Origin of the sequence: Sphingobacterium hotanense, from assembly GCF_008274825.1 — a bacterium.
GTDB classification, from domain to species: Bacteria; Bacteroidota; Bacteroidia; order Sphingobacteriales; family Sphingobacteriaceae; genus Sphingobacterium; species Sphingobacterium hotanense.
The window spans coordinates 3,728,547-3,746,939 of the sequence record NZ_CP030848.1; the positions used below are offsets into that span (position 1 = coordinate 3,728,547).

At 41.1% G+C, this 18,393-nt stretch carries 17 protein-coding genes; 7 read left to right on the top strand and 10 right to left on the bottom strand.

Annotated features, from left to right (window positions below; translation table 11 throughout):
• Positions 1-23: 23 nt before the first annotated feature.
• The 3 genes from pyrH (at position 24) to DSM08_RS15730 (ending at position 2,499) form a co-directional block, all read left to right on the top strand.
• Entirely contained in the window at positions 24-728 is a 705-nt protein-coding gene (gene pyrH, locus DSM08_RS15720) for a UMP kinase (protein ID WP_149527036.1), read from the top strand.
• Between the two features lie 31 nt (positions 729-759).
• A complete protein-coding gene (frr, locus tag DSM08_RS15725) occupies positions 760-1,323 on the top strand; it encodes a ribosome recycling factor (RefSeq protein ID WP_149527037.1) in 564 nt (187 codons plus the stop codon).
• Positions 1,324-1,503: 180 nt separating this feature from the next.
• Positions 1,504-2,499: a sugar phosphate isomerase/epimerase family protein gene (locus tag DSM08_RS15730; RefSeq protein WP_149527038.1), complete on the top strand. Its 996-nt coding sequence runs from the start codon at positions 1,504-1,506 to the stop codon at positions 2,497-2,499.
• Positions 2,500-2,527: 28 nt separating this feature from the next.
• Here DSM08_RS15730 and purE read toward each other — a convergent pair whose 3' ends face one another.
• The 9 genes from purE to DSM08_RS15775 form a co-directional block, all read right to left on the bottom strand.
• Positions 2,528-3,028 (bottom strand): 5-(carboxyamino)imidazole ribonucleotide mutase, encoded by a 501-nt coding sequence (gene purE, locus DSM08_RS15735; protein ID WP_149527039.1) that lies wholly within the window; start codon positions 3,026-3,028, stop codon positions 2,528-2,530.
• A gap of 12 nt (positions 3,029-3,040) precedes the next feature.
• Positions 3,041-4,183: a 5-(carboxyamino)imidazole ribonucleotide synthase gene (locus DSM08_RS15740; RefSeq protein ID WP_149527040.1), complete on the bottom strand. Its 1,143-nt coding sequence runs from the start codon at positions 4,181-4,183 to the stop codon at positions 3,041-3,043.
• An 8-nt stretch (positions 4,184-4,191) separates the two neighbouring features.
• Complete coding sequence (locus tag DSM08_RS15745; protein ID WP_149527041.1) at positions 4,192-4,704, bottom strand: NADH-quinone oxidoreductase subunit B; 513 nt, start codon at positions 4,702-4,704, stop codon at positions 4,192-4,194.
• Positions 4,701-5,294: an NADH-quinone oxidoreductase subunit A gene (locus tag DSM08_RS15750; RefSeq protein WP_149527042.1), complete on the bottom strand. Its 594-nt coding sequence runs from the start codon at positions 5,292-5,294 to the stop codon at positions 4,701-4,703. The genes DSM08_RS15745 and DSM08_RS15750 overlap by 4 nt, the downstream gene beginning before the upstream one ends.
• Positions 5,295-5,430: 136 nt before the next feature.
• Positions 5,431-6,774 carry a signal recognition particle protein gene (gene ffh / locus DSM08_RS15755; protein ID WP_149527043.1) on the bottom strand — a complete coding sequence of 448 codons (1,344 nt, stop codon included), beginning with the start codon at positions 6,772-6,774 and terminating at the stop codon, positions 5,431-5,433.
• A 279-nt stretch (positions 6,775-7,053) separates the two neighbouring features.
• Positions 7,054-7,737 carry a zinc metallopeptidase gene (locus tag DSM08_RS15760; protein ID WP_149527044.1) on the bottom strand — a complete coding sequence of 228 codons (684 nt, stop codon included), beginning with the start codon at positions 7,735-7,737 and terminating at the stop codon, positions 7,054-7,056.
• Between the two features lie 205 nt (positions 7,738-7,942).
• On the bottom strand, positions 7,943-8,533 hold the full coding sequence (locus tag DSM08_RS15765) for an RNA polymerase sigma factor (RefSeq protein ID WP_149527045.1): 591 nt from the start codon (positions 8,531-8,533) through the stop codon (positions 7,943-7,945).
• A gap of 238 nt (positions 8,534-8,771) precedes the next feature.
• The gene (locus DSM08_RS15770) at positions 8,772-10,043 is read right to left on the bottom strand and encodes a serine hydroxymethyltransferase (protein WP_149527046.1); all 1,272 of its coding nucleotides are present in this window, start codon (positions 10,041-10,043) and stop codon (positions 8,772-8,774) included.
• A 110-nt stretch (positions 10,044-10,153) separates the two neighbouring features.
• A complete protein-coding gene (locus DSM08_RS15775; RefSeq protein WP_187773885.1) occupies positions 10,154-10,678 on the bottom strand; it encodes a DUF7935 family protein in 525 nt (174 codons plus the stop codon).
• 89 nt (positions 10,679-10,767) lie between these two features.
• On the opposite strand from DSM08_RS15775, the gene DSM08_RS15780 reads away from it, so the two are divergent.
• Both DSM08_RS15780 and DSM08_RS15785 read left to right on the top strand, forming a co-directional pair.
• Positions 10,768-11,121 carry a HesB/IscA family protein gene (locus DSM08_RS15780; protein WP_149527048.1) on the top strand — a complete coding sequence of 118 codons (354 nt, stop codon included), beginning with the start codon at positions 10,768-10,770 and terminating at the stop codon, positions 11,119-11,121.
• A 219-nt stretch (positions 11,122-11,340) separates the two neighbouring features.
• Positions 11,341-12,249, top strand: coding sequence for a transposase (locus tag DSM08_RS15785; protein WP_149527049.1), 909 nt, complete (start codon positions 11,341-11,343; stop codon positions 12,247-12,249).
• A gap of 267 nt (positions 12,250-12,516) precedes the next feature.
• On the opposite strand, the gene DSM08_RS15790 is transcribed toward DSM08_RS15785, so the two are convergent.
• Positions 12,517-13,635 carry an IS110 family RNA-guided transposase gene (locus DSM08_RS15790; RefSeq protein ID WP_149526577.1) on the bottom strand — a complete coding sequence of 373 codons (1,119 nt, stop codon included), beginning with the start codon at positions 13,633-13,635 and terminating at the stop codon, positions 12,517-12,519.
• 926 nt (positions 13,636-14,561) lie between these two features.
• Here DSM08_RS15790 and ileS point away from each other — a divergent pair.
• Both ileS and DSM08_RS15800 read left to right on the top strand, forming a co-directional pair.
• The gene (ileS, locus tag DSM08_RS15795) at positions 14,562-17,975 is read left to right on the top strand and encodes an isoleucine--tRNA ligase (protein ID WP_149527050.1); all 3,414 of its coding nucleotides are present in this window, start codon (positions 14,562-14,564) and stop codon (positions 17,973-17,975) included.
• Positions 17,976-17,978: 3 nt separating this feature from the next.
• A complete protein-coding gene (locus DSM08_RS15800; protein WP_149527051.1) occupies positions 17,979-18,362 on the top strand; it encodes a TraR/DksA family transcriptional regulator in 384 nt (127 codons plus the stop codon).
• The last annotated feature ends 31 nt before the right edge of the window (positions 18,363-18,393 follow it).

The following is an 18,393-nucleotide window of genomic DNA, read 5'->3' on the forward strand; positions in this document are numbered from 1 at the left end:
TGGAAATACTCCAAAAATCAAATATGAAATACAAACGCATCCTACTAAAACTCAGCGGAGAAGCTTTGATGGGTGAACAAAGCTACGGAATCGACATTAATCGCGTTCAGCAATACGCAAAAGACATTCAAGAACTTCATAGTCTAGGCATGGAAATCGCTATCGTAATCGGTGGTGGTAATATTTACCGTGGCTTAAGCGCTGAAAAAGCAGGAATGGATCGTGTACAAGCTGATTATATGGGCATGTTAGCAACCGTAATCAACAGTATGGCTTTGCAAGATGCTTTGGAAAAAGAAGGAATGAAAACCCGTTTACTAACCGCGATTAAAATGGAGCAGATTTGCGAACCATTTATTCGTAGAAGAGCGGTCCGTCACTTAGAAAAAGGACGTATCGTTATCTTCGGTGCCGGAACAGGAAACCCTTATTTCACTACTGATACAGCTGCTTCATTACGTGCTATCGAAATCAACGCAGATGCTGTATTGAAAGGAACACGCGTAGATGGAATCTACACTGCAGATCCTGAGAAAGACCCGAATGCTCAGAAATTTGATCATATTTCATTCACAGAAGTGTATGAAAAAGGATTAAACGTAATGGACATGACAGCTTTCACATTATGTCAAGAAAACAACTTACCAATCATCGTATTCGACATGAATAAGCCTGGCAACTTAATGAAGCTAGCAAATGGCGAGCACGTTGGTACTATTGTAAGCTAATCTATTTTTTACGATAAATTATATTCAAGATATGAACGAATTAATTTCACTTCAGTTGGACGATTGCAAAGAAGGAATGATTAAAGCAGTCGCGCATACCGAGTCTGAACTTACAAAAATACGCGCTGGAAAAGCTAGCCCAGGCATGCTTGATGGAATCTTCGTAGATTACTACGGATCTGCAACAGCATTGTCGCAGGTGAGTAACATCAATACTACTGATGCTAGAACAATCGTTATCCAGCCATGGGAAAAGTCCTTACTTTCTGCGATCGAGAAAGCAATTATGGACTCAAACATCGGTTTGAATCCTCAAAACGACGGTAATATCATTCGCTTGGTGGTTCCACCATTGACAGAAGAACGTCGTCGCGATCTAGTGAAAAAAGTAAAGGAAGAAGCAGAGAAAGGTCGTGTTACAGTTCGTAACATCCGTAAAGAATCTAACGAAGCAATCAAGAAATTGAAAAACGACGGCGCTTCTGAAGATGAAATCAAAGCTGGTGAAGGCGAAGTACAAAAATTAACTGATGCATATATTGTAAAAGTTGATCAGCTAGCTGAATTAAAAGAAAAAGATATCATGACTGTATAGTCTCAGGATATACCTTTAACATACATGAAGAGGGATTTCTAATAGGAATCCCTCTTTTTTTTCGATGCGCATCAGCTTTCAAATGTCTTCAAGAACTCTCATACCTTTTGCTGTTTACATAGAAACATGAAGTTTTTATTAAAATAATACTTATCTTCAATCAACAAACTTATTGTAAGTATGACACAGTCAAGACGTAATTTCCTTAAGCAAGCTAGCTTAGGAGTCATGGGAGGACTTCTTGCCCCTCATCTTTTTTCCTGCAAAGGAACCAACATTGCATCAGGATCGCCACTTAAAAATATAGGACTTCAACTTTTTACACTTCGTGATCTTTTAGCGAAAGACCCGAAAGAGGTCCTTAAGAACGTTTCTAAGCTCGGATATACGCATGTAGAAACCTTTGGAGTGGATCTGGCGAACAACTCGTTCTGGGGACTCTCGATCGATGACTTCAAGAAGGTATTAAATGACAATGACCTCATCACACATAGTGGTCATTACGATATGGGTAAATACCTAAGTAAAGACCATAACGACAAAGAAAACATCGAGAAGTACATCGAGATTGCACATAACCTAGGGCAAGAGTATGTCATTGCCCCGGTTCCACCGATGGACAACCTCAATAAATTAGATGTTGCTGCTTACCAATATATCGCTGAACAGTTAAATAAGGCAGGCGAGATGGCGAAAAAGGCAGGTATCAAAATTGGCTATCACAACCACTTCTGGGAATTCAAAGAATTCGGCAATGGTACAAAAGGGCTGGATATTATCCTAGCCTTCACAGAGCCTGACCTCGTATGCTTTGAACTCGATTTATACTGGATCAATAAAGCGGGAGAAAACCCGCAGACTTATTTCACGAAATACCCAGGGCGCTTTCCGCTATGGCATGTGAAAGATATGGACAGACAATTCTCGAACCCTATTGAACAAAACAAGTTCGACCCGAAGACCGGCAAACGTGATACCTTAAACTTTGAAGAGGTCATGAAGACCATTCGATATACTGAGGTTGGTTCTGGCAGTATCAACTTTCCAAACTTGGCGTCGTTCGCCAATGAGAGCGGACTCAAGTATGCTTTCATTGAGCAAGATGACATTTACTCGGATGATAAATACGCGAGTGTCAAGAAAAGCTATGACTATATGCAAAAGACATTTAAATAGAAAAGGCGGGATAACCCGCCTTTTCTATTTAAAATTTTAATTGTTCTACTTCTCTCGCAGTCTCTTCGACCTTATCTCTCAACTCTTCTTTAAACTTAATGAGCGCCTGCGCTACAGTGTCGTCTTGCGTTCCTAATATCTGTGCTGCAAGGATACCTGCATTCTTTGCGGCATTCAAAGCTACTGTCGCAACAGGAATACCATTCGGCATCTGAAGGATAGACAATACGGAGTCCCAACCATCAATAGAGTTTGATGATTTTACCGGTACACCAATTACTGGAAGGTGCGTGATCGAAGCAACCATACCTGGTAAGTGTGCTGCACCGCCAGCGCCGGCAATAATAACTTTAAGTCCTCTGCTAGCTGCTTGTTCCGCATAATCAAACATACGCTTTGGCGTACGATGTGCTGATACAATCGTTACTTCAGCATCGACTCCTAAATATTTTAATACTTCAACCGCATCTTGCATCACAGGCAAGTCCGACTTGCTGCCCATGATAATTCCAATCTTTGGATTACTCATTATATCTTATTTTTAAGCAATAACTTTAATTAAATTCTGAACTTTACGCGCATTATCAATGGCTGTTGCACGGTCTTCATGCACAATCGTAACGTGTCCCATCTTACGGAACGGTTTCGTATATTTCTTACCATATAAGTGAATATAGACACCGTCTATTGCCAATGCCTCTTCTAGCCCTTCATATTCTGCTAATCCCTCGTAGCCTTCTTCTCCCAGAAGATTAATCATGATGGCATTTCCTCGAGCTTCTGTATTGGCTAATGGAAGATTAAAGATCGCGCGCAAGTGCTGACCGAATTGGGAAACGTAGTTTCCTTCAATGGTTTGGTGTCCAGAGTTGTGCGGTCTTGGCGCTAGCTCATTCACGAGAATCTCGCCATCTTTCGTCAAGAACATCTCCACAGCTAATAGACCAACAATCTGTAAATCATTAGCAATTTTCTTCGCGATTTGCTCTGCCTTTTCTTGAACATCTGCCGAATAAGTCGACGGAGATATCAAAAACTCAACAAGATTCGCTTGCGGATTGAACTCCATCTCCACCATTGGGAAGGTCGAAATATCACCACGGTCGTTTCTAGCAACAATCACAGCAATTTCTTTTTCAAAGTCAACCAACTCCTCTACAATGCTTGGTTCCTCAAAAGCCGCTTCAAAATCAGCTGAAGAATTGATTTTCTTTACGCCTTTACCATCATATCCATCTTTTCTAAGCTTTTGGATAAAAGGCAACGGAAGATGTGATTGCGCTAAGCCATCTTTATTCGATATAAACTGAAATGCTGATGTTGGAATATCATTCTGTTTGAAGAATTGTTTCTGAAGCCCTTTATCTTGGATCAAACGAATTACACGCGCTTGCGGGTAAACAATGACGCCTTCCGATTCCAGAGCTTCCAATGCATCAACATTAACTTTCTCGATCTCAATCGTAATCATGTCCAAATCCTTACCGAAGTTATACACGGTATCATAGTCTCCCAACGAACCAACTTCAAACTGGTTACAAAGGCGCTTACATGGTGCATTAGGATCTGGATCTAGCACATGGATGTTTACATTAAAATTTATTGCTTCTTGGATCAACATACGGCCCAATTGTCCGCCACCTAGAATCCCTAAGCGTAAATCCCCATAAAAATCTTTTGCCATATTTTATTCTATTGCTCTACTGCAACGGGAAAAATATCCCCTTTCAGTAAAGACTGTTCATCAATTTTCTTTTGTAATTCTAAGAAAGCTCCAATCAAAGCCTCCGGTCTAGGCGGACAGCCTTGCACATACACATCAACAGGAATAATCTTATCCACACCTTTAACCACATGATAACCATGTTGCCAATAAGGTCCTCCACAGTTAGAGCAAGAACCCATCGAAATCACATACTTTGGATCGGGCATCTGCTCATAAAGCTTCTTGATGCGATCTGCCATCTTGAAAGTAACCGTTCCGGCAATAATCATCACGTCGGACTGTCTTGGCGAAGGGCGTGGAAAAACCCCTAAGCGGTCTAAATCATATGTAGCCGCCATAGCCCCCATCATTTCGATCGCACAGCATGCAATACCGAAACTGATAGGCCACATGGATGACAACCTGGCCCAATTCAATAGATCGTCCATCTTAGCGATAATGACGCCATTATTTTGTTGCAGACGCTGGTCTAGACTCATGATTCTGAACTTGGTTTCTTGAATTTAGGTTTAAATCCTATTTTAGGCGCTGTAGCTGTAGTGCTAACAACGTTTTCTACTTCTTCAATTAAAGGCTCCTTATAATCCCTCACCGCATACGTTTGCTGATTAAGTTTGTCATAGGCTGAACTTGGGATATTAACAGAAACGCTAGGCGTTTTATGCTGTGGCTTGATCCAGCTGATATCCCCACTTTTCCAAACGTAGATTAATCCTACGATCAAGATACCGATAAAGATAGCCATCTCAACCAGTGTAAACCAGCCCCAGCGCGCATCGGCAGCAATAAAGTCAGCATTGCCAAACACGGTAGCCCAAGGGAAGATGAAGATCAGTTCCACATCAAAGAGCAGAAAGATCAGCGCAATGACATAGAAGCGTGGATTGAATTGAATCCAAGACGTTCCAACACTTTCCTCACCACATTCGTAGGTACTTAATTTTACTGGATTAGGATTTTTAGGCGAAAGGACGAATGCCAGGAAGATTGTAGCACATACCAATAGCATCCCTACTATAGCCATTAGTAGGATTTTGCCATATTCCGATATCTGTGCGGGGTCGTCCATTTTACAAAACTAAGAATTAATTCTAGCATTTAGTAGCCTCAAAGCTTTAGAAACATAAAAAAGGGCATCCTGCTGAATGCCCTTTTCTTATATCAGGAGAGCGACGCTAAACTTGCCGCTCCTTTTTCATCATTTTCTAGAATGGCTTTCCAGGCATCTTAGGCATGTTTCTCATCATTTTGGCAGCCATGGCAGGGTTCGACATTTGTTTCATCACCTTACGCATATCGCCAAATTGCTTCATCAACTTGTTAACCTCATTGACATCTGTTCCGGAACCTTTCGCAATACGCATTCTCCTACGTTGATCGATTGCATCCGGATTTTCGCGCTCAAAAGGAGTCATTGAATCGATGATCGCTTCGATAGGTTTGAACGCATCATCATCAATCTCCACGTCTTTGATCGCTTTTCCAACCCCCGGAATCATCCCCATCAAATCCTTCATATTACCCATCTTCTTGATTTGTTGAATCTGGGACTTGAAGTCGTTGAAGTCGAATTTATTCTTACGGATTTTCTTCTGCAACTCTGCCGCTTGTTTCTCGTCAAATTGTTGCTGAGCACGCTCCACAAGGGAAACAACGTCACCCATCCCTAAAATACGAGAAGCCATACGATCTGGGTGGAAAACATCCAATGCTTCCATCTTCTCACCCGTACCGATAAACTTAATAGGTTTGTTAACAACCGACTTAATCGAAAGCGCAGCACCACCACGCGTATCACCGTCTAATTTCGTTAATACAACCCCGGTAAAGTCTAAGTGATCGTTAAATGCTTTAGCCGTGTTTACTGCATCCTGACCCGTCATCGAGTCAACAACGAATAAAATCTCATGTGGTTGCGTAGCATCCTTAACCGCTGTGATCTCTTGCATCAACGCCTCGTCAATAGCTAAGCGACCGGCAGTATCTATGATGACTACATTATTTCCATTGCGTTTAGCTTCTTCAACACCCGCAACGGCAATACCGATTGGATCGGTAGATTCTCTATTCACAAAAACCGGAACACCAACTTGTTGGCCTAATACCTCCAATTGATCAATAGCGGCAGGACGATAAACGTCGCCTGCAACCAATAAAGGTTTCTTGTTCTTCTGCGTTTTCAAGAAGTTCGCCAATTTTCCGGAGAAGGTCGTTTTACCCGCACCGTTCAGACCAGCGATCAAGATGACAGTAGGATTCTTTGTAATCTCAAGCTCCGTAACTGTACCGCCCATTAACTCGGTCAGCTCGTCGTTCATGATCTTCGTCAATAACTGACCCGGAGAGATACTAGTTAATACATTTTGCCCTAAAGCCTTTTGCTTAACGTCATCTGTAAAAGTCTTAGCAGTCTTGTAATTCACATCGGCATCTAATAAGGCCTTGCGAATTTCCTTCATCGTCTCTGCTACGTTAATTTCCGTAATATTACCTTGCCCTTTAAGTACTTTAAAGGCTCTGTCTAATTTATCCTGTAGATTTGAAAACATCGTTTAATCTCTTGAAATCCTGTTGCTAATTGTGCAAATGTACGAAATCCTATTGAAAGGAAATCCATCCGCAATAAACTTTAATGATTAGGTCGAATCCCTGAAATAGCGTAATCCTGTTGAATATCTTCCCTTATCACCTATTCAGAAAAAACTTTAATGTTTCCATTGAAACATCAACGGCGATGAAAGTTCTTGATGAACGCTCTAAATAGACAATTCAGAAAAAATGGGATGAAATTGCTTCCATCCCATCGCTATATTCTTTGACTAATCTGATTAGTCTCTTCTTCCAAACAAAATCGAAGCGTAGTACAACAAAGTCACCAATGCTGACAAAGCTGCCACAACATAAGTCATCGCTGCCCACTTTAACGCATCTTTCGCACCATCATGCTCGGCAGTGTTGTGTGTCACTCCAGAACGATCTAACCACGCTAAAGCTCTTGCCGAAGCATCAAACTCTACCGGCAGCGTAATGAAACTGAATAGGGTTGTTAAGAACAATGCCCCTACCCCAACAGCAAGAACAATGTAATTACCTGAAAATGCCATCATCATCACACCGATCAACAATACCCATGAAGTCAAGCGCGAGGCCACACTTACCAACGGCACCATCGCCGAACGGAACTGTAACCAATTATATGCTGTCGCATGTTGCACTGCGTGGCCACACTCGTGTGCAGCAACCGCCGCCGCAGCGACAGAACGTCCATGATAAACCTCAGGACTTAAATTAACAGTTCTATTTCCAGGGTTATAGTGGTCAGTTAATTGACCTTCCACGGAAATAATCTGTACATCATTAATACCATTCTCGTTCAACATCTTTTGCGCAATCTCCGCACCAGACAACCCCGACGATAACGGCATCTCCGAATACTTCTTAAACTTACTCTTGAAACGGAACTGGACTATCCAGCTCACTAACATAATTCCAATAAAAATAATCCAGTACATCTATTGTATTTCTTTAATTTTCTAATTTACTAATACCCATCAAATCTAATTCCAAACCTTGATTTTCGGAAGTAAAAGACAAAATGGCATTTTAAAAGATGTTAGACATTAGACATAAGACATTAGACTCTGCATATATGATATTAACAAGACCACAAAATACTGCTTGCTAACCCGCCAAAGTCTAATGTCTTATGTCTAGTATCTAATTCAATTGAAACATCAAATTATTCTCTTCGATCATCTTGCGCAGGTTGGTCAATGCGTAGCGCATTCTGCCTAAAGCGGTATTGATGCTGACTTCGGTGATATCGGCGATATCTTTAAAGCTCATATCACAGAACAGGCGCATGATTAACACCTCTTTCTGATCATCAGGAAGCAATTGTATGATTTTTTTGAGATCTATGTCTCTTTGGGTTTTCAGCATTTTAGTTTCAACGCTGTCATCGGAGAACTGTAGGACTTCGAAGATATCGAATCCATCGTTATTGACAATATTAGGGGCTCTTTTCTCGCGGCGGAAATGGTCAATGACCATATTATGTGCAATACGCATCACCCAAGGCAAGAATTTACCCTCATCATTATAGCGACCAGCCTTTAAGGTATTGATCACTTTAATAAAAGTCTCTTGAAAGATATCCTCTGCAAGGTATTGATCCTTTACCTGGTGGTAAATAGAGGTATAGATTTTAGTTTTATATCGTTCTAATAAAACCTGTATTGCTCTTTCTTCGCCTTTGACGTACGCTTGAACCAGTTGTTGGTCACTTTTCTTATTCAATAGTTTCATAATTATTCCTCCACAAAAATGCTAGAGTATCTGCTATGTACTTGTAATGATTTTTTAAAGCGTATTCGTGTTTCGATAGGCGATTTGTTATTATTTATACTAAATCAAAGAGAATTAAAAATTCTGAGTATTCAAAAAGTTACGGTTGATTTTAACATTTCTTCACATTATACTAAACAACAAAAATGGCTCCAAATTTATCATTTGAAGCCATTTTTATGTAAAATATACCTCTACACTATTTATATAAAGGGAATTGAGCCATCATCTCTTTAACCTTTCCATGTATACGATTTAGCGCAGCTTCGTCGTTTCTACTAGTTAGGGCCTCATCGATAAGCTCACCGATCTGTACAATCTCTGTTTCACCGATACCACGAGTCGTGATCGCAGCAGTTCCGAAACGAACACCCGATGTAACGAACGGTGAACGTGTATCAAATGGAACCATGTTTTTGTTGGTCGTAATTCCGGCTAAGCCTAAGACTGCTTCTGCCTCTTTACCTGAAATATCCTTATTGCGTAGGTCAACCAACATCAAGTGGTTGTCTGTTCCGCCAGAAATAATCTTGTAATCTTTCTCTACAAAGAACTGAGCTAACGCTGCAGCATTTTGTTTTACTTGTTTGATGTATGTCAAATAGTCATCAGAAAGCGCTTCGCCATAAGCAATAGCTTTAGCCGCAATAGTATGTTCCAATGGACCACCTTGCGTACCTGGGAATACCGCTAAGTCTAATAACTGCGTGATCGTACGGATCTCGCCTTTTGGAGTTTTGATGCCCCAAGGGTTTTCGAAATCCTTACCCACCATGATCATACCACCACGAGGACCACGTAACGTCTTGTGCGTCGTAGTCGTTACGATATGACAGTGAGGAAGTGGATCGTTCAATAATCCGCGAGCGATTAAACCTGCAGGGTGAGAAATATCAGCAACAACTAGAGCACCGATTTCATCAGCTACCTTACGGATACGAGCGTAATCCCAATCGCGTGAGTATGCTGACGCACCACAGATAATAACCTTTGGTTTCTCTGCGCGCGCAGTTTCTTCTAATTTTTCGTAATCGATTAATCCAGTATCTTCTTTTACACCGTAGAATAACGGTTGGTAAAGTTTACCCGAGAAGTTTGCCGGAGAACCGTGAGTTAAGTGACCACCATGAGAAAGGTCGAATCCTAAAATCTTATCACCTGGTTTCAAGATCGCTAAGAATACTGCCGCATTCGCTTGCGCTCCTGAGTGTGGCTGAACGTTTACCCATTCAGCGCCAAATAATTCTTTAGCGCGATCGATTGCAATTGTCTCGATTTTATCGACTACTTCACAACCACCATAGTAACGTTTTCCTGGAAGTCCTTCAGCATATTTGTTCGTTAATACTGAACCAGCAGCTTCCATAACCTGCTTACTTACAAAGTTTTCCGATGCGATTAACTCAATACCTTCTTCTTGGCGTTTAAGCTCCTCGTTAATAAGATTAAAAATGGATTGATCTCTTTCCATGTTTGGGAATTTTTACAAATTTAGAATTATCGGCAAATATAGATAATATCAAAGAATTGGACTATCAATTACTTAACTTTTATCAGATATTTTGCTTTATTATGATATTGCTAAGCATTTAGCTCTTTTTTCAACAAAACTTGCGTTTGCAGGTTCACATTTTCGCCCTTCTGGTTAGAATAAGCCAATACTTCCTCCACAAAAGCATCAATCGACCCAACTTTAGCACCGGTATTTCGAATCAAATCGACCGTATATTTCTTCAATTGCAATACCGCCAACCAAGCCGCATCGCTAACGTATAATTGTTGGGTATAATTATGTTCAAACTCCGCCTCAATATCGCCAATTAACGTCTGCTGAAACTGCTCTACCGTCAAATCGCTCGAATAATTACGCTGCATTACCTGTTGCACATCCATACGATGCACTAATAACAAAAGCCTTTCATAAGCGGAGGTTCTCAAGGTTTCCTTGCCCACAGCTTTTGGTCGCTTCATGACGTTTAGCTTCACAAAAAAGCGCTCTATTTTTGGCCATGCTAGCCTAAAAGCAAGCAGCAGACCTGCAAAAACGCCAAATGCAACAACAAACAATGATTTAAAAAAATCAATTAATTCCGGGCTCAAACTCATACTGTTACCTGATTGTCAAAAATGTCCTAAATGTTAAATAATGCCTAAAAATATGTAATTTTGTTAAACAATTTATACGAGGAAAGGATATGGCATCAGATAATTTAACAGCAGTAGCGCCAGTAACACTTACTGAAGGGGCGCTAAAAGAACTAAAAAAGTTGATCGACCAACAGGAAATCAGTGAAGATTTCGGACTTCGTGTTGGCGTTGAAGGAGGTGGCTGTTCGGGAATGAGCTATATATTAGGCTTCGATCAAAAGAAAGATGGCGACACCGAATATGAAATCCATGGCATCCGTTTATTTATGAACAAAGCGCATGGCCTTTATCTTGCAGGTATGGAAATCGACTTCAAAAACGGTCTCGATGCTCGAGGATTTACGTTCAATAACCCAAACGCAACTAGCACCTGCGGATGCGGAAGTAGCTTCTCAGCATAACATTTTTTAGATATTAGACATTAGATTTTAGATATTAGAATTACAGGGCGCCGAAAGGACGCCTTTTTTTTTGAAATAGTAGTTAGTAGTAAGTATTTAGTAATGCGAATTAAGGGTTGAAATATATTGGAAAAAGCTTCTTAAAAAGAGGGTCGAAAACTTGTATAAAAGCCTGATTATCAGTATATTTATAATGTTCCTTAAGCATTATAAAAGAACATGATCAATCAGGCCAAGGCTCTAAAATTAATAAAATTATACCAGTATGTGTGTGATAAATATGACAGTGAACTGCAATATTACTGTCAGCGATTTTCAAACAATAACAAACCTGACTTTACTGATCAGGAGGTTTTGACCATCTATTTATTCAGTGTGCACGAGGAACAGCGGCTAAGGATCAAGCAGATTCATAAATTCGCCTCGGATTATCTGATGGATTGGTTTCCCAAGCTAACTTCGTACGTAGCATTCAACACCCGTATCAACCGCCTTTTTGATGTTTTGAGATCTCTCTGTCAGTCAGTTATAGAGGACTTTGCTCCAGAAGAGTGCTCCAGAGAATTTTCCCTACTGGACTCTATGCCCATCATAACCTGCAGTGGGACTAGAAGAGCAAAGGTAGCTCTGGAGATAACGGATAAAAGCTTCTGCTCAACGAAGAGGCTTTGGTATTTTGGATTAAAACTTCATGCGCTCAACAGCTATAACAAATCCACGCTGCCTCGTCCGGAAAGCATAGTAATAAGCAAGGCATCTGAAAGTGACCTGAACATATTTAAGGAGAATTGGGCATCCATCGCAGGTAGGACGTTCTTTGGTGACAAGATATACCGTGACGCCCCATTCTTCGAGTGGTTTTATAAAGAAAAGAAATCAATTATGTATACCCCGATAAGGGAAACCCAAGGAAAGCCGGATTGTTTAAAAAACAGGGATCGTGCTTATAATGATCTGTTTTCAAGAGCAGTATCTAGGGTAAGACAACCAATCGAATCCTTTTTTAATTGGATAAATGAAAAAACACAGATACAAAACGCAAGTAAGGTCAGATCTACCAAAGGACTATTAGTACATGTGTTCGGTAAATTAACAGCCTGTTTCATAAAGCCTATTTTCAAGCCTTAATTCGCATTAGTAGTTAGTATTTCCTCTATAAATACTAATCGAACCAGCCTTTAAAGATCATCTAAAGGCTTGTTTCTATTTGATTAGGCATAGTCTTGCTTTACCAGGCATTTGCCTAGTCCGCTTTTAAATAATAATAATTTCCTCTACGAGCTTTTAGCTCACACGCAATTTCTTGCCAGAAAGTTCCTTATTATGCCAGTTTAGAAATCGGGGTATAGTCCACCATAAATACTAGGGCCTTGGTACTTTCCTTTAAAAGGCCTGCTAGATTGCTTGGGCAAAATAGGGTTCCTTTTTGGCTAATATGTTCCAAATTATCACCAACAGCTTTCTAGCATTTGCTATAAGCGCTTTGTTGTGGTGCATTCTTTTTCTGAATCGTTGATATCGCGCCATAAAAGCGCTTCCCTTTGTTCTGGATGCTCCCCAAGCACATTGTACGAGCATCAAGCGAAGATATTTATTTCCGTGTAGGGTCTTTCTTCCTTTAATCTTACCCGCACTTTGGTCGTTCCGCGGTCTAAGACCGGTCCAGCCTACTAAGGCTGTTGCCGATGTAAAGAATTTCATGTCCGTCCCTATTTCAGAAATGATACAGGCAGCTGCGTGCTCTTTCACTCCAGGTATGGTCACCAATAGTTCCATTTGAAGATTGAAATGCTGATAGCATAGCTTCAGTAACTCTTTCTTGCAGAATTCGAGCTGATCATGGTGGAAATTGATATCCTCCACGATCATCCTCAATATCTCGATGTCTACTGAAGTGAATGTTCCTGTAAGCGAAGCTCGGATCGTTTCCGCGCCGCTTTTCCTAACAATCCGAGCATGGACCAAGCTCAATAAATAATCCGGGTTCAAATGATTCTTAGCGATAGCCTGAACAACTTTCTTCATGGACTTGCAGCCGATATCAGAGACGTAATTACTCAAACGGATGTTGCATCTTTGAAGCATCTCATCCATTTCCTGTTCACTGCGACGCAATTGTTTGTTGAGCTTGGTAATCTTACGGTTGTAAAGCCGCAATTGTTGGATGATGCTAGGAGGAACAAAGCTCCCTTTAATCAGATCCTTCATCAAAACCGTAGCGATCCACTCGGCATCCTTGACATCGGACTTCCTTCCAGGAACCTGCTTGATGAACAGTGGATTGACCAATTTAACATCAAAATCCGATTCTAGAATATTCCATAACGGGTACCAATAGATACTGGTGCTCTCCATGGCAACAAGTCCGACACCATGATCAACAAGCGTGTCACGAAGCCGTTCAAGGTCAGGGGTTAAAGTCTTAAAAACCTCTTCATACTTTTCGTTGTTTTCACTTAGAATGCACATAAAAACACTATCTTTATGTACATCAAGACCACAAAATTTTTCCATAATTATGTTCTATAATTAATACTATAATGGAAACAAAGTTGTGGTCTTCTTGATTTTTATTCCACGCAGTTATAATTCTACAAATTCATATATCAGTTTAGTAGTTAGACCCTGTCTTGAAATAGGAAGGGACGGATGCAAGGATTATAAGGATGTTTTGTTTTGAACATTTGGTTTCGAAAGGGCCGTTTGTTTGGAACCAGGAAAGGAAGGATTTAAGGATGAGCAGGATCATGTAGAGTTTTGGATGATGGTATGGGCTTCGTGCGTTAAAGGAGACGTTTAGTGAATCGTCTCCTTTAACGAATAATATCAAAAAAATATGCTAAGTGCATACCAATATCCAACATGCCCGATCCTGACAATCCTTGCATCCTTCCTTTCCTGGTTCAGAACAAAACATCCTGATAATCCTTGCATCCTTCCTTTCCCGGCTCAAGAAACAACCTCCTGCAAATCCTTGCATCGTTCCTTTCCCGGCTTAAAACAAAACATCCTGCAAATCCTTGCATCGTTCCTTTCCCGGCTCAAAACAAAACATCCTGCAAATCCTTGCATCCTTCCTTTCCTAGTTCAGACAACTCAAATAGCAAAAGGCGCCTAATAAGCGCCTTGCTCTAATATCTAACGTCTGATATCTAAAATCTAATTCCGCAATAGGTCTTAATACTAACTACTAAATACTAACTACTAACATAACCCCAATCAAACCCAATTGGGAGCGGGTTTGATTGGGTTATGAAAGGGATTTGAAAGGGTTATGAAAGGGTTATGAGTTAAGCGAAGTAGCATGCAGTCTCGACCTACCTAGCATTCAATCTGTGTTTATTGGAAAAAAATAGTACATAGGAGTTACCTGTTGCTATTTTTCCTTTCCTTTAAAATCACTAAATTAGCGACCTTTAAAAATAGAATAAGAACTCGTGATGTATAAGGAATATAAGCAGTTAAACTTACCAGAAATCGGCAAAGAAGTATTGAAACGTTGGGGTGCGGAGAACATCTTTGAGAAAAGTATTGTTAACCGTCCGGCGAGTAAGCCATACACATTCTACGAAGGTCCGCCTTCGGCGAACGGTATGCCAGGTATTCACCACGTGATGGCGCGCGCTATCAAAGATATTTTCTGTCGCTACAAAACCTTAAAGGGATTTCAGGTAAAACGTAAGGGCGGTTGGGATACCCACGGTCTGCCGATTGAGTTGGCTGTTGAAAAAACCTTAGGCATTACTAAAGAGGATATCGGCAAGAAAATCTCGGTAGAGGAATACAATGATGCCTGTCGTAAAGAGGTAATGAAGTACACCGATGTTTGGAACGACCTTACTGAAAAGATGGGTTACTGGGTCGACCTTGAGCATCCTTACATCACTTACGAAAACGAGTACATCGAAACCCTATGGTACCTTTTAAAAGACCTTTACAAAAAAGGCTTACTTTATAAGGGCTATACAATCCAACCTTATTCGCCAGCTGCAGGAACAGGTTTGAGTTCGCACGAACTGAACCAACCCGGCACTTACAAAGACGTGAAGGACACAACCATTGTGGCTGAGTTCCGCTTGGATAAAGCGCAAATCCATCCCCTGATGGACCGCCTTGTTGATAACGACATCGAGGATGTAGCATTTATCGCTTGGACAACTACACCATGGACGCTTCCGAGCAACACGGCATTAGTAGTCGGCAAGAATATCGACTATGTTAAGATCAAGACATTCAACCAATATACGGGAGCTCCGGTTTCTGTTGTATTAGCAAAAGCCTTAATCTCTAAACATTTCAAAGCTGAAGGACAGCAAGTGTCTTTCCAAGACTATAAACTTGGCGACAAAGTTATCCCTTGGGAAGTAGCTTCGGAATTCAAAGGCGAGGAATTAGCAGGATTGCGCTATCATCAACTGATGCCTTACATCACTTCAGATGAATTGATGGATAAAGCATTCCGCGTCATCATCGGCGACTTCGTGACTACGGAGGACGGTACAGGTATCGTGCATGCGGCGCCGACCTATGGTGGAGATGACTTTAAAGTAGCTCGTGAAAACGGCGTACCAGCAATTTTGGTGAAAGATGAAAACGGCAAAGATGTTCCTACAGTAGATCGTACAGGTCGTTTTGTGAAAGAGATTACCGATTTCGCAGGACGTTTCGTGAAAGAGGAATACTACTCTGCCGAAGAGCGCGCAGATAAGGATTTCCGTCCGACCGATGTATTGATTGCTATCAAATTAAAAGAAGAGAACAAAGCGTTTGACGTTAAGAAATACGAACACACCTACCCACACTGTTGGCGTACTGACAAACCGGTATTATACTATCCGTTAGATAGCTGGTTTATCCGCACAACGGCGTTGAAAGACGAGTTGGTAGCTTTAAATAAAACAATCAACTGGAAACCGGAAGCTACAGGATCGGGCCGTTTTGGAAACTGGCTTGAAAACTTGGTAGACTGGAACCTTTCGCGTTCTCGCTACTGGGGTACTCCGCTTCCAATCTGGCGTTCAGAAGACGAAAACGAAGAAATCTGCGTGGGCTCGATGCCAGAATTAAAAGCTTTATTAGAAGCAGCTGTTCAATCGGATGCCTTAACAGCAGAAGAAAAAGCGGTGAACCAATCTTATTTAGATAAATTCGGAACCGATCAGCTAGATCTTCACCGTCCATATGTAGATGATATCATCTTGGTATCTGAGGGTGGTCAGAAGCTATATCGTGAACCTGATTTGATCGACGTTTGGTTCGATTCGGGCGCCATGCCATATGCGCAGTGGGGCTTAGATTACGATAAATTAGAGCGCGGCGAAGCATTACCATTCAAAGAAGAATACTTCTCTGCATTCCCGGCGGATTTTATTGCTGAGGGCGTAGACCAAACACGTGGATGGTTCTTCACATTGCATGCGATCTCTACGATGGTCCGTGGTTCTGTGGCCTTCAAAAACGTTGTTTCTAACGGTCTGGTATTAGACAAGAACGGCAACAAGATGTCCAAACGTTTGGGCAATGGTGTCGATCCGTTTGCAACGATCGAGAAGTACTCGGCGGATGCAACACGTTGGTATATGATCAGCAATGCCGCTCCTTGGGATAACTTGAAATTCAACGAAGAAGGATTAGACGAGGTTCGTCGTAAGTTCTTCGGTACGTTATATAATACTTATGCTTTCTTCGCTCTTTACGCGAACATAGATAAATTCAGCTATGCAGAGCCAGATATCGCTATTGAGGAGCGTCCGGAAATCGATAGATGGATTATTTCCTTGTTGAACAGCTTGAGCAAAGAGGTTGATGAGTACTACGCGGATTACGAGCCTACGAAAGCTGCTCGCGCCATCCAGAATTTCGTGGATGAGCATTTAAGCAACTGGTATGTTCGCTTGTGTCGCCGTCGTTTCTGGAAAGGCGAATACTCTACGGACAAGATTTCCGCATACCAAACGCTCTATACTTGTTTGGATACGATTGCGAAATTGATATCTCCAATTTCTCCATTCTTTGCAGATCAGCTGTATTTAGATCTAAATGCGGCAACGAAGAAAGAACAGTTCGAGTCTGTACATTTAGCTGACTTCCCTGCTTACCATTCCGAATTGGTCGACAAGGCATTGGAAGAACGCATGGCCTTAGCTCAGGATATCTCATCATTAGCGTTATCATTACGTAAGAAATCGGGTATCAATGTTCGTCAACCGTTGAGTAAAATCCTAGTTCCGGTATTAGATAGTTCTTTCCAAGAGAAGGTAGAGAAAGTAAAAGATTTGATACTTTCGGAGACCAACATCAAGGATATTGAGTTTATCACGGATACAACGGGAATCATTAAAAAGAAGATCAAGCCTAATTTCAAGGCGCTCGGTGCAAAAGTTGGTAAAGACATGAAAACTGTTGCTGCGGCTATCCAAGCGATGAGTGCGGAGCAAATTAGCGAGCTTGAAATAAATGGAAATATCGCGTTAACTGGCACGGAATATGTTATTAGCAGTGAAGATGTAGAAATCATCGCAGAGGATGTTGAGGGGTGGCAGGTAGCCAATTTAGGTCGTTTAACAGTTGCGTTAGACGTTCATATCACACCGGAGTTGAAAGACGAAGGTTTGGCTCGCGAACTAATTAACCGTATTCAAAACTTGCGTAAAGACAAGGGATTTGAAGTTACCGACCGTATTGCAGTTACCTTAAGTCAAAATACTGAAATTCAACAAGCTGTAGAAAATAATTTCTCGTATATTTGTACGGAAATTTTGGCTGACGCCCTTAAAATCGACAATTCGCTGGTAATAGGGGAACCTATTGAAGTCGATGGTAAGAATTTATTGCTATTAATCGAAAAAAATTAAAGTATGGGAAACACAGAAAAAACTAGGTACAGCGATGCTGAATTACAAGAGTTCAAAGCAATAATTCTTGAGAAGTTACGTATTGCGCGTGAAGAGTTGTCATCATTGACAAAATCATTAAGTAATAGCAATGCAAACGGAACGGACGATACAGCAGGTACTTACAAAACATTAGAAGACGGATCAGCAACCTTGGAGAAAGAGCAAATCAACCAATTGGCTGCACGTCAGAAAAAATTTATGGACAACCTTGAGGCGGCGTTAGTGCGCATCGAGAACAAGACCTACGGTGTTTGTAGAGAAACTGGAAAGCTTATCCAGAAAGAAAGATTAAAAGCAGTACCTCATACGACATTGAGTATTGAGGCGAAAAACAAACAATATTAAGCAAAAGATTAGCTCCAATGGTCTTTGTATT

Coding starts and splice junctions, on each gene's coding strand:
- DSM08_RS15790 (WP_149526577.1), bottom strand. CDS start 13,635: ATGGAAAAATTTTGTGGTCTTGATGTACATAAAGATAGTGTTTTTATG.
- DSM08_RS15800 (WP_149527051.1), top strand. CDS start 17,979: ATGGGAAACACAGAAAAAACTAGGTACAGCGATGCTGAATTACAAGAG.
- DSM08_RS15750 (WP_149527042.1), bottom strand. CDS start 5,294: ATGGACGACCCCGCACAGATATCGGAATATGGCAAAATCCTACTAATG.
- DSM08_RS15775 (WP_187773885.1), bottom strand. CDS start 10,678: ATGAGTTTGAGCCCGGAATTAATTGATTTTTTTAAATCATTGTTTGTT.
- purE (WP_149527039.1), bottom strand. CDS start 3,028: ATGAGTAATCCAAAGATTGGAATTATCATGGGCAGCAAGTCGGACTTG.
- DSM08_RS15765 (WP_149527045.1), bottom strand. CDS start 8,533: ATGAAACTATTGAATAAGAAAAGTGACCAACAACTGGTTCAAGCGTAC.
- DSM08_RS15770 (WP_149527046.1), bottom strand. CDS start 10,043: ATGGAAAGAGATCAATCCATTTTTAATCTTATTAACGAGGAGCTTAAA.
- DSM08_RS15780 (WP_149527048.1), top strand. CDS start 10,768: ATGGCATCAGATAATTTAACAGCAGTAGCGCCAGTAACACTTACTGAA.
- DSM08_RS15745 (WP_149527041.1), bottom strand. CDS start 4,704: ATGAGTCTAGACCAGCGTCTGCAACAAAATAATGGCGTCATTATCGCT.
- ileS (WP_149527050.1), top strand. CDS start 14,562: ATGTATAAGGAATATAAGCAGTTAAACTTACCAGAAATCGGCAAAGAA.
- ffh (WP_149527043.1), bottom strand. CDS start 6,774: ATGTTTTCAAATCTACAGGATAAATTAGACAGAGCCTTTAAAGTACTT.
- DSM08_RS15785 (WP_149527049.1), top strand. CDS start 11,341: ATGATCAATCAGGCCAAGGCTCTAAAATTAATAAAATTATACCAGTAT.
- frr (WP_149527037.1), top strand. CDS start 760: ATGAACGAATTAATTTCACTTCAGTTGGACGATTGCAAAGAAGGAATG.
- DSM08_RS15730 (WP_149527038.1), top strand. CDS start 1,504: ATGACACAGTCAAGACGTAATTTCCTTAAGCAAGCTAGCTTAGGAGTC.
- DSM08_RS15760 (WP_149527044.1), bottom strand. CDS start 7,737: ATGTACTGGATTATTTTTATTGGAATTATGTTAGTGAGCTGGATAGTC.
- pyrH (WP_149527036.1), top strand. CDS start 24: ATGAAATACAAACGCATCCTACTAAAACTCAGCGGAGAAGCTTTGATG.
- DSM08_RS15740 (WP_149527040.1), bottom strand. CDS start 4,183: ATGGCAAAAGATTTTTATGGGGATTTACGCTTAGGGATTCTAGGTGGC.